Source organism: Flavobacterium sp. HTF, from assembly GCF_003105115.1.
Lineage (GTDB): Bacteria > Bacteroidota > Bacteroidia > Flavobacteriales > Flavobacteriaceae > Flavobacterium.
This window is the reverse complement of record NZ_QETH01000122.1, coordinates 1-11,227: the sequence shown is the minus strand read 5'-3', so window position 1 is coordinate 11,227 and position 11,227 is coordinate 1. Positions and strand designations below refer to the sequence as shown.

11 protein-coding genes are annotated in these 11,227 nt (G+C 34.3%); 10 read left to right on the top strand and 1 reads right to left on the bottom strand.

What is annotated here, in order from left to right; all coding sequences use genetic code 11:
• From dnaA to scpA, 10 genes are all read left to right on the top strand, one after another.
• On the top strand, window positions 1-1,383 hold a 1,383-nt coding region (dnaA, locus tag DCO46_RS20920), incomplete at its 5' end, for a chromosomal replication initiator protein DnaA (RefSeq protein WP_116754421.1).
• Window positions 1,384-1,392: 9 nt separating this feature from the next.
• The gene (locus tag DCO46_RS20915) at window positions 1,393-1,860 is read left to right on the top strand and encodes a low molecular weight protein-tyrosine-phosphatase (RefSeq protein ID WP_116754420.1); all 468 of its coding nucleotides are present in this window, start codon (window positions 1,393-1,395) and stop codon (window positions 1,858-1,860) included.
• Between the two features lie 64 nt (window positions 1,861-1,924).
• Entirely contained in the window at window positions 1,925-2,638 is a 714-nt protein-coding gene (locus DCO46_RS20910) for an SAM-dependent methyltransferase (RefSeq protein ID WP_116754419.1), read from the top strand.
• A gap of 9 nt (window positions 2,639-2,647) precedes the next feature.
• Complete coding sequence (locus tag DCO46_RS20905; RefSeq protein ID WP_116754418.1) at window positions 2,648-3,091, top strand: energy transducer TonB; 444 nt, start codon at window positions 2,648-2,650, stop codon at window positions 3,089-3,091.
• 45 nt (window positions 3,092-3,136) lie between these two features.
• Window positions 3,137-4,264: a methionine aminotransferase gene (locus DCO46_RS20900; RefSeq protein ID WP_116754417.1), complete on the top strand. Its 1,128-nt coding sequence runs from the start codon at window positions 3,137-3,139 to the stop codon at window positions 4,262-4,264.
• A 74-nt stretch (window positions 4,265-4,338) separates the two neighbouring features.
• On the top strand, window positions 4,339-5,220 hold the full coding sequence (locus DCO46_RS20895; protein WP_165829041.1) for an SDR family oxidoreductase: 882 nt from the start codon (window positions 4,339-4,341) through the stop codon (window positions 5,218-5,220).
• A gap of 275 nt (window positions 5,221-5,495) precedes the next feature.
• Complete coding sequence (udk, locus tag DCO46_RS20890) at window positions 5,496-6,104, top strand: uridine kinase (protein WP_116754416.1); 609 nt, start codon at window positions 5,496-5,498, stop codon at window positions 6,102-6,104.
• 94 nt (window positions 6,105-6,198) lie between these two features.
• Entirely contained in the window at window positions 6,199-6,528 is a 330-nt protein-coding gene (locus DCO46_RS20885) for an FtsB family cell division protein (protein WP_116754422.1), read from the top strand.
• Between the two features lie 16 nt (window positions 6,529-6,544).
• Entirely contained in the window at window positions 6,545-7,915 is a 1,371-nt protein-coding gene (locus DCO46_RS20880) for a methylmalonyl-CoA mutase subunit beta (RefSeq protein ID WP_116754415.1), read from the top strand.
• Window positions 7,916-8,172: 257 nt separating this feature from the next.
• Window positions 8,173-10,311: a methylmalonyl-CoA mutase gene (gene scpA, locus DCO46_RS20875; protein ID WP_116754414.1), complete on the top strand. Its 2,139-nt coding sequence runs from the start codon at window positions 8,173-8,175 to the stop codon at window positions 10,309-10,311.
• Window positions 10,312-10,362: 51 nt separating this feature from the next.
• Here the strand turns inward: scpA and DCO46_RS20870 are convergent, their stop codons facing one another.
• Window positions 10,363-11,004 (bottom strand): peptidoglycan-binding protein LysM, encoded by a 642-nt coding sequence (locus DCO46_RS20870; protein WP_116754413.1) that lies wholly within the window; start codon window positions 11,002-11,004, stop codon window positions 10,363-10,365.
• Window positions 11,005-11,227: the final 223 nt, after the last annotated feature.

Genomic DNA, 11,227 nt, shown 5'->3' with positions numbered 1-11,227 from the left:
ATAAAAGACAATATTCAAGATCAAGCATACAAAACTTGGTTTGAACCAATCAAGTCAGTTGAGCTAACCGATAACGCGTTATATATTCAAGTACCAAGTAAATTTTTCTACGAATGGCTCGAAGAGCATTACGTAAAATTATTAAAAGTTGCGCTTACCAAAGAACTGGGAAAAAACGCAAAGTTACTCTATAAAATTAAAATGGAAAACACTTATGGTAATAAACAGCCGTTTACCGAACAGCTGCCAAGTTCCAACAGAGTGCCAATGAAACCGCAAGAGGTTGATGCTCCATTTAAAAACCTAAATCCTGAACTTAAAAATCCGTTTGTAATTCCGGGAATCAGAAATTTAAAAATTGAATCGCAGTTAAATGCCAATTACAGTTTTGATAATTTCCTTGAAGGAGATTCTAACCGTTTGGCTCGTTCGGCCGGTATGGCTGTTGCCAACAAACCAGGAGGAACTTCTTTTAATCCGTTATTGATTTTTGGAGGAGTTGGTTTAGGAAAAACACACTTAGCACACGCTATAGGTGTAGAAGTAAAAGATAAATACCCTGAAAAGACGGTTTTATATATTTCTGCCGAAATTTTCACACAACAATATATTGATTCTGTAAAAAAGAATAATCGTAATGATTTCATTCATTTTTACCAGTTAATCGACGTATTGATTATTGATGACGTTCAGTTCTTATCTGGAAAATCAGGTACTCAAGACGTATTTTTCCATATTTTCAACTATTTGCACCAAAACGGAAAACAGGTAATTTTAACCTCTGATAAAGCTCCTGTAGACATGCAGGATATTGAGCAGCGTTTATTATCCCGTTTTAAATGGGGATTATCTGCAGAATTGCACCAGCCTGATTATGAAACCCGTATTTCAATTTTGAAAAACATTTTATATCGTGATGGTGTGGATATGCCGGAAGATATTTTAGAATATGTTGCCCGCAACATTAAATCAAATGTAAGGGAACTTGAAGGCGCAATTATTTCCTTAATTGCCCAGTCTTCTTTCAATAAAAAAGAAGTAACTATTGAGCTGGCAAAAAGTGTTGTAGAGAAATTTGTTAAAAATGTCAAGAGAGAAATCTCTATCGATTATATTCAAAAAATCGTTTCAGATTATTTCCAGCTTGATATTGAAACACTTCAGTCTAAAACAAGAAAAAGGCACGTTGTACAGGCAAGACAACTAGCTATGTTTTTTGCGAAAAAATTCACAAAAGCTTCTTTAGCAAATATTGGTTCACAAATTGGAGACCGTGATCACGCTACTGTACTACACGCTTGTAAAACAGTTGACAATTTAGTTTCTACAGACAAACAATTCAAAAAATTTGTCGAAGACATCAACAAAAAACTAACGCTATAAACGCGAATCATGCCAGTAAAAATTTTAATGGTTTGTCTGGGAAATATTTGCAGATCTCCTTTAGCCGAAGGTATCATGGCATCAAAATTACCTCAGGATAAATTCTTAGTTGATTCGGCAGGTACTGGTTCCTGGCATGTTGGACATTGTCCGGACAAACGCTCTATAGAAACGGCCAGAAAAAACGGTATAAATATTAGCAGTCAAAAAGGGAGACAATTCAAAACTTCTGATTTTGAAGAATTTGATTATATTTTTGTGATGGATAATTCTAATTTCCGTGATGTCGTTCATCTGGCAAAAACCCCTGAACACAAAGCAAAAGTCAGCCTTATTTTAAACGATTTATTTCCGGACGAAAATGTCGATGTACCAGATCCTTATTACGGCACAATAAATGGATTTGACGATGTCTATCAAATGCTCGACGAAGTAACGGATCTGATTGCAGATAAACTTATCAAAAAACACGCATAATTTAAATTCAATTGTTTCAGAAATAGGAAATAATTGAATTTTTTAATTTAAAAAAATTACACAGATGAAACTTCCCGGAAAACTATATTTAATTCCAACTACAATGGGCGAAAGCGATCCGATGGATGTTTTACCTCAAACTGTAAAAAGAAGTATCGAACTTATAGATTATTATATTGTTGAGAATGACAAAACGGCCAGAAAATCAATAAAGGCAGTCTATCCTGAAAAAAAACAATCAGAACTGGTTCTTTTTACTCTTAACAAACGCACTGAACCAAGCGAACATTTAGAGTTTATAAAACCTTTGTTAGAAGGAAAAAATATGGGTTTAATGAGCGAAGCCGGCTGTCCCGGAGTTGCTGATCCCGGTGCCGTGATTGTAAAACTGGCACACGAAAAAGGAATACAGGTTATTCCTTTGGTTGGCCCTTCTTCTATCCTATTGGCTATGATGGCTTCTGGTATGAACGGGCAAAGTTTTACTTTTAATGGATATTTACCAATTGATAAAGACGAAAAAAAAACGGCATTAAAATATTTTGAAAAATTATCTCAGGATAAAAATCAATCTCAGCTTTTTATAGAAACGCCTTATAGAAACAATAAACTAGTTGAAGATATTTTACAGATCCTTAATCCGTCAACACATCTTTGCATTGCAACTGACATTACATTACCAACAGAATTTATTAAAACAATGCGGGTTTCTGACTGGAAAAAACTTAAAGTTGATTTACATAACAGACCAACGATTTTTATTATTCATAAAATGTAAAAGTTCCAAATGAAAAAGTTTTTAATTCCGGCTTTAATTTGCTTTGTGCAAAACACATTTTCTCAAGCTGTATCTCCTGAAACAGAAAAGGCTGAAATTCTTACGGTAGATCCACCAGCAGCAATAATTTCTGAAGAAAACAAAGTTTACAATACGGCAGGAATAGATGTTACACCTCAATTCCCAGGAGGAATGAATGAGTTTTATAAATTCATTGCTCAAAATTACAGGATCCCAAAAGAAAAACCTGTTTTTGTTAAAGGAAAAGTCTTTGCTTCTTTTACTATTGAAAAAGATGGCTCATTAGCTGATGTAAAAATACTAAAAGACATTGGTTTTGGCACAGGCGATGAAGCTCTTAGGGTTTTAAAACTATGTCCAAAATGGAATCCCGGAAAACTAAAAGGCAAAGAAGTGAGAGTATTTTATGCTATTCCTATAGTAATAAATTAATATCCTAAAACTTTCTCACAAGTTTTCCGCTAATCAAACCTTATCATGAGTAAACTCCCAAATGTAACCACGAGCATTTTTACGGTAATGTCAAAAATGGCAGCCGAATACAATGCGATCAATCTTTCGCAGGGATTTCCAAATTTTCCTGTTGATGAAAGATTAACGGATATTATAGCCCGATTAGCAAAGGAAAACGTGCATCAATATACACCAATGGCAGGTTTTCCGCCATTGATGAATAAAATTGCAAAGCTCATTCAGGATTCGTATAACAGAACAATCAATCCTGATTTAGAACTTTTGGTTACTGCTGGCGCAACGCAGGGAATTTTTACCACTATTTTAGCTTTGGTAAAAACCGGTGATGAAGTAATCATTCTGGATCCGAGTTATGATTCTTATGAATCTCCTGTTTTATTATGTAATGCAAAACCTGTCCGTGTGGCGCTAAACGACGATTATACGCCAAATTGGGAAACAATCGGAAAAGCCTGTTCGGAGAAAAGCCGAATGATTATCATTAATAATCCGCATAATCCAACAGGGAAAATATTAAATGAAGCCGATTTTATTCAATTAGAAAAAATACTTTCAAAATATCCTGACCTAATCGTTTTATCTGATGAAGTTTATGAATACATTACTTTTGAAGAAAAACATATTTCGGCCCACACCAAAGATTTTCTTTTAGACAGATGTGTTATGGTTTCTTCTTTTGGGAAATCATTCCATATTACTGGCTGGAAAATTGGGTACACAGTTGCACCAGAACATTTAATGAAAGAAATCAAAAAGGTGCATCAGTTTTTGGTTTTCAGTGTTAATAGCATTTCACAATTTGCGATCAGCGAATATTTAGATGTTGTTAATGTTAACTTACTTGGAAAATTCTATCAGGAAAAACGAGATTATTTCCAGAAACTACTACAAAACAGCCGGTTTAAGTTAAAACCATGCGAAGGAACTTATTTTCAGGTTGCTTCCTATTCCAATATTTCAACCGAAGATGATGTGACATTCTGCAAAAAATTAATTACAGAACATGGTGTTGCCGCAATTCCTATTTCAACCTTTTACTCCGATCACAAAGACCAGAATTTAATACGTTTTTGCTTTGCCAAAGATGATATAACTTTAGAGTCTGCTGCCAAAAAATTATGTAACATATAATTTTTTTCAAAATTTTATAACATTATTATGCATGCATCCTATTTTATTTAACTAATATTGTAAAAAAGAAAAGTATGAGCTATACAGATAAAATGTTACGTGACGACGCTTTAAAAGGCAAAGTTATTGTCGTTACAGGAGGCGGAAGTGGTTTAGGAAAAGCTATGACCAAATATTTCTTAGAATTGGGAGCTCAGGTAGCGATTACTTCGAGAGATTTAGAAAAGCTTAAAACTACTGCAACCGAACTGGAAAGTGAAACTGGCGGAAAATGTTTACCGCTTCAATGCGATGTTCGTCATTACGAGGAAGTAGAAAATATGCTTCAGGAAGTTTTGAAGGCTTTTGGCAAAGTAGATGTTCTTTTGAACAATGCTGCCGGGAATTTCATTTCGCCAACTGAAAGATTATCTGCAAATGCATTTGATACTGTTATAGATATTGTACTTAAAGGTTCTAAAAACTGTACGCTGGCTTTTGGAAAACACTGGATCGACAGTAAACAAACATCAGCAACAATTTTAAATATTGTCACTACTTATGCCTGGACAGGTTCTGCTTATGTAGTACCAAGTGCTACGGCAAAAGCCGGAGTTTTGGCTATGACAAGAAGTCTTGCTGTAGAATGGGCTAAATACGGAATTCGTTCTAATGCTATTGCACCGGGACCATTTCCTACTAAAGGCGCATGGGACAGGTTATTGCCGGGTGATTTAGCCGAAAAGTTTGATATGGCTAAAAAAGTGCCGTTGAAACGTGTAGGTGATCACCAGGAATTGGCTAATCTGGCCGCTTATCTTGTTTCTGATTTTTCTGCTTATGTAAACGGTGATGTTATCACGATTGATGGAGGTGAATGGCTGAAAGGCGCAGGACAATTCAATTTACTTGAAGCAATTCCTGAAGAACTTTGGGATCAGCTTGAGATGATGATAAAAGCAAAAAAGAATAAATAATTAAAATGTGCTTACTAAATTCAGAATACTTTTTATAAACTATACTGATTGCACTAAATCCCGATGGCATTGCTATCGGGATTTTTTTATCTTTTACAAATAAAATAAACAACCTTTTAACCATATAAGTAATATAATTTCAGTTAAGTAACGTTTTGTTTAAACATCTGCTTGCTTAATTTTACTTACATTACTTATATGGTTAAATTATATTATATGTTTAGCAATCCACTTAAATTATTATTTTTGCCGAACAAATACATAACATCAATTTTATGCTCATTATTGGAATTGCAGGAGGAACAGGAAGTGGAAAAACAACGGTAGTACACCAAATCATGAATGAATTACCGGATACGGAAGTTGGTGTAATTTCTCAGGATTCATACTATAAGCAAACCGATAATTTATCATTTGACGAGAGAGCATTAATTAATTTTGATCACCCGCGTGCTATTGATTTTGAATTGCTGGTAAAACATTTAAAAGCTTTAAAAGCCGGAGAAACAATAGACCAGCCTGTATATTCTTTTATACAACACAACAGAACAGATGATACGGTTTCTACACATCCTAGAAAAGTGATGATCGTTGAAGGGATTTTAATTTTGACAAATCCTGAATTACGTGAGCTTTTTGATATTAAAATTTTCGTTCATGCCGATTCTGACGAAAGATTAATCCGTCGTTTAAAAAGAGATATTTCAGAACGCGGTCGTGATATCGACGAGGTTTTAAACCGTTACCAAAGCACCTTAAAACCTATGCATGAGCAATTTATAGAACCTTCAAAGGCTTTTGCAGACATCATTATACCAAACGACAAATACAATACTGTAGCTATCGATGTTGTTCGTGCTGTAATTAATCAGCGAATTTCATAATTTTTATTGTAAATTTATTCCATAAAAATAAAGAGAACTCCCGCTCCAATATCCTTTTGATAAAGGGTATTGGAATTAAAAAATGAAAGCTAAAATGAAAAATCCGTACAAAGACAAATCCTGGTTCAAATTCCTTGGCAATAAATATGTCTGGGTTTTACTGTTTTTTGTAGTGTGGATGTTATTTTTAGACAATTACTCTTATTTTGATCATCGCTTTTTAGATAATCAGATTAATGAACTTCAGGATAATAAAAAATATTACCAGGAAGAAATTAAAAAAGATCAGGAACAGATTAAACAACTTAAAAACCCTGAACAAATTGAAAAATATGCGCGCGAGAAGTATTTTATGAAAAAAGACAGCGAAGACATATACATCATTAAATTTGAAGGCGATACCATCGAGGACACTAACGAATAAACAGAAAAAGCAACAAATGTCTACTACCCTATTCGACGATTTTAACCCGGTTTCGTCCAAACAATGGAAACAAAAAATTCAGTTTGAACTGGATGGAGCTGATTATAACGAAACTGTGATCTGGAATTCTCCTGAAGATATTCAGGTGAAGCCTTTTTACCATAGAGATGAATTCTCAAAAGCTGCTTCTGTAGAAACTAAAGCCGCTGATTTCAAAATCTGTCAGAACATTTTTGTTTATGATATAGACAAATCTGTTCAAAGAGCTCTAAATACTATTGAAAGAGGTGCTGAAAGTCTTCGTTTTACTATTGAAAACGAAAAAACAGATGTTGAAAAATTATTAAAAAATCTTCCTTTAGAAAACAGAGTCGTTTACTTTTATTTGACATTTATTTCAATCGATTTCGTAAAGTTATTAGACTCCATTTCAATACAAAAAAACGCAACTTTTTATTGCAATCTGGATCCGATTGGTTATTTTGCCAGAGAAGGAAACTGGTTTACGACTTCAGATAAAAATAATTTTGAAACTCTTGAAATACTTTCAAAATCTACTAAAAACCTGTCTTTAGTAAGTATAGATTTAGGTTTATATCAAAACGCAGGTGCCAATATTACACAACAGATTGCCTATAGTTTAGCGCATGCAAATGAATATCTAAACCGTTTACCAAATATTTCAAAACAAATTGTCTTTCAGGTTTCGGTTGGAACTAATTATTTTTTTGAAATTGCCAAACTTCGTGCTTTACGAATGCTTTTCAAATTAATTGCTGCCGAATATAATCCTGATTTAGAATGTCATTTATTGGCTACTCCAACAAAACGCAATAAAACCATTTATGATTATAATGTAAACATGCTTCGTACTACTACGGAATGTATGTCTGCTATTCTTGGCGGTGCAGATGCCGTTGCCAATTTGCCTTACGATTCTTTATATCACAAAGACAATGAATTTGGTGACCGAATTGCCAGAAACCAATTATTGGTTTTAAAGCACGAAAGTTATTTTGATAAAGTAAACAATCCAGCTGATGGAAGTTATTACATTGAAAGCCTGACGGTGCAATTGGCAGAAAAAAGTCTGGCATTATTTAAAGATATTGAAGCAAATGGAGGTTTTCTGAAGCTTTTAAATGACGGAACAATCAAAAAGAAAATTCAGGAAAGTGCCAATAAAGAGCAGGAATTATTTGATTCCAAAAAAGAAGTTTTATTGGGAACAAACAAGTATCCAAACAAAGAAGACAAAATGAAACATGATTTAGAATTGTTTCCTTTTGTTAAAATCAAACCACGAAAAACATTAATTACCCCAATAATAGAAAAAAGATTAGCCGAGAAACTGGAACAGGAACGTTTAGAATCTGAAGAGAAATAATTAAATACATAATGAAAACACTTCAAATTATTACAAGAATTATTTTGGTGATTTTAATTTTATTATCTCTTTTTATGTGGATGATCATAGGTGGATCAAGTCATAATATAAAACAGAAATGAAAATTCTGCCATTAATATTTGCTTTAGTATTTGCAATTTTTCTTTACTTAACTAAGTATTTAAAACGAGAAGAAAATTAAAAAGCTTAAAGAAATTGAAAACGAATCGAACCTATTCTAAGAAATAATTTTAAAATTGAGAAAAGACCTTACACATATAAAGTTAGATGTAAAGAGTAAAACGTCAGACAAACTGACGCATAACTCTGAACCTGTAACGGACAACTTCACAACTGCCGAAGGAATTGAACTAAAGCAAACTTATTCCGAAAAAGATCTTGAGAACTTAGAGTTTCTTGATTTTGGAGCGGGATACGCGCCAAATTTACGCGGACCGTATGCTACCATGTATGTGAGACGCCCTTGGACAATTCGTCAGTATGCAGGATTTTCTACAGCAGAAGAAAGCAATGCTTTTTACAGAAGAAATCTGGCTGCAGGACAAAAAGGTTTATCCATTGCTTTTGATCTGCCAACACACCGCGGTTACGATTCAGATCACGAGCGCGTTGTGGGCGATGTTGGTAAAGCCGGTGTTGCCATTGATTCTGTCGAAGACATGAAAGTTTTATTTGACCAGATTCCTCTTGATGAAATGTCGGTTTCCATGACCATGAATGGTGCTGTTTTACCTATCATGGCTTTTTATATTGTTGCAGCAGAAGAGCAAGGAGTTGCACTCGAAAAACTTTCCGGAACTATTCAGAATGATATTCTAAAAGAGTTTATGGTACGTAATACTTATATTTACCCGCCTGCTCCATCGATGAAAATTATTGCTGATATTTTTGAATTTACAAGCAAAAAAATGCCCAAATTCAATTCGATCTCTATTTCAGGATATCATATGCAGGAGGCCGGTGCAACAGCTGATATTGAATTGGCTTATACTTTGGCAGATGGTCTGGAATATATCCGAACAGGACTTTCGACCGGAATGACTATTGATGAATTTGCCCCGCGTCTTTCTTTTTTCTGGGCAATCGGAATGAATCATTTTATGGAAATTGCAAAAATGAGAGCCGGGAGAATGATCTGGGCAAAACTGATACAACAATTTAATCCTAAAAGTGATAAGTCTTTAGCATTAAGAACACATTGTCAGACAAGTGGCTGGAGTTTAACTGAGCAGGATCCTTTTAATAATGTTGCACGTACTTGTATTGAAGCAACTGCTGCTGCATTTGGCGGAACTCAGTCTTTACACACCAATGCTTTAGATGAAGCTATTGCTTTACCAACTGATTTTTCTGCAAGGATTGCGAGAAACACACAAATCTTTTTGCAGGAAGAAACTAAAATAACCAAAACAGTTGATCCCTGGGCCGGAAGTTATTATGTTGAAAGCCTGACAAATGAAATTACAGAAAGTACCTGGAAACTAATTCAGGAAGTTGAGGAACTAGGCGGAATGACAAAGGCTATTGAAGCAGGGATTCCAAAATTAAGAATTGAAGAAGCTGCTGCCAGAAAACAAGCAAGAATAGACAGTGGCCAGGATATTATTGTTGGTGTGAATAAATTCAGATTAGAAAAAGAAGATCCGTTGCATATTTTGGATGTCGATAACCAAATGGTTCGTAAACAACAAATAGAACGACTTGAAGAAATAAAATCAAACAGAGATACTGAAAAAGTAAATCAATCATTAGAAAAATTAATCCTTTGTGCTAAAAACGGACAAGGCAACTTACTGGAAATTGCTATTGAAGCTGCAAGAAACCGGGCAACTTTAGGTGAAATCAGCGATGCTCTTGAAAGTATTTTCGGAAGGTTCAAAGCACAAATTAAATCTTTTAGCGGTGTGTATAGTGCAGCAATAAAAAACGACGAGAGTTTTGAAAAGGCTAAACAATTAGCAGATGCTTTTGCAAAACAAGAAGGAAGACGTCCGAGAATTATGATTGCCAAAATGGGTCAGGACGGACATGACCGTGGTGCTAAAGTAGTGGCAACAGGCTATGCCGATGTTGGTTTTGATGTAGATATAGGTCCCCTTTTTCAGACTCCTGCTGAAGCTGCCAAACAAGCAGTTGAAAACGATGTCCATATATTAGGAGTATCATCACTGGCTGCAGGGCATAAAACCTTAGTTCCTCAGGTAATTGAAGAACTTAAAAAACACGGCCGTGAAGATATTATGGTTATTGTTGGCGGTGTAATTCCGGCACAGGACTACCAATACTTATTTGATGCCGGAGCTGTTGCTGTTTTTGGTCCGGGAACAAAAATCAGTGAAGCGGCCATTAAGATTCTTGATATCCTAATTGATTAAAATAAAAAAACCTGCTTCTTAAAAGCAGGTTTTTCTATTTTTTAAACTTTGTTAATTAATTGTAGCATTACTATCTGCTTCAATATAAGAAAGATCATAACCTCCAAACGCTCTTAGATAACTTTTTAACGAAGTGCCATAAGCATCTCTAAAATGTCTGTTTCCTTTGTTCTTAAAGAAGTTTTTTACGGATCCTGCTCCTCCAAGATGTGCAGCAGCTAAAATTCCGGATTCTGTAATTTGAATGCCGTCAATAACTTTTCCTTCATACTTTTCAATTTCATAACGCAAGATCCATTTGTTTTTGGATAATAACGCAATAAATGCTTTTTCTTGTAATGCAGGATCTTTTAAGAAAGCTTTGTCATCATCAATACCAATTGCTCTTAATGCTTTAGAACCAAATTGGTATTTGCCCATGTACCCTAAGGTGTTAACCAACCGGTATTTTCCCTGAGATTCTTTAAAAGCTACAGCTTCTTTAAAACCTATCAAATGTTTTCCGGTGTATGGGATGTTTAAATTTGTGTTAGGATAGTCATCCTTTTCAAGAGATGGAAGTAAGTATTCAGATCCATCAGTTTTCTCTGTTAAAAACCACGGTTTGGTTTTTAGATTAAAGGGTTTAAAACCCAGGCTTAAAAATGTAATAATAACGATTAAACTCGAGTAAAAGTACCATTTCTTTATCATAAATTGTTTTTCTTCAAAACGCTGTCACCTTTTTGAAATTTCTACGGTGCAAAGATAAGAATTAAAAAAATATGCTGAAAATCAACAATTTAACAGTTAAAACAAATTTGTAAGATGTAGTTTAAGCCCAGTAATATCGGTAGATTCCAAAGTTCTGCACAATGATAAAATATACTGGAAAAAAGAAAATATAGGAGTCAAAAAAAATGAATTTTATATTAAT

Bases quoted from the DNA above. Each gene is read 5' to 3' on its own strand.
- DCO46_RS20915 (WP_116754420.1), top strand. From the start codon at position 1,393: ATGCCAGTAAAAATTTTAATGGTTTGTCTGGGAAATATTTGCAGATCT.
- DCO46_RS20910 (WP_116754419.1), top strand. From the start codon at position 1,925: ATGAAACTTCCCGGAAAACTATATTTAATTCCAACTACAATGGGCGAA.
- DCO46_RS20905 (WP_116754418.1), top strand. From the start codon at position 2,648: ATGAAAAAGTTTTTAATTCCGGCTTTAATTTGCTTTGTGCAAAACACA.
- DCO46_RS20900 (WP_116754417.1), top strand. From the start codon at position 3,137: ATGAGTAAACTCCCAAATGTAACCACGAGCATTTTTACGGTAATGTCA.
- DCO46_RS20895 (WP_165829041.1), top strand. From the start codon at position 4,339: ATGAGCTATACAGATAAAATGTTACGTGACGACGCTTTAAAAGGCAAA.
- udk (WP_116754416.1), top strand. From the start codon at position 5,496: ATGCTCATTATTGGAATTGCAGGAGGAACAGGAAGTGGAAAAACAACG.
- DCO46_RS20885 (WP_116754422.1), top strand. From the start codon at position 6,199: ATGAAAAATCCGTACAAAGACAAATCCTGGTTCAAATTCCTTGGCAAT.
- DCO46_RS20880 (WP_116754415.1), top strand. From the start codon at position 6,545: ATGTCTACTACCCTATTCGACGATTTTAACCCGGTTTCGTCCAAACAA.
- DCO46_RS20870 (WP_116754413.1), bottom strand. From the start codon at position 11,004: ATGATAAAGAAATGGTACTTTTACTCGAGTTTAATCGTTATTATTACA.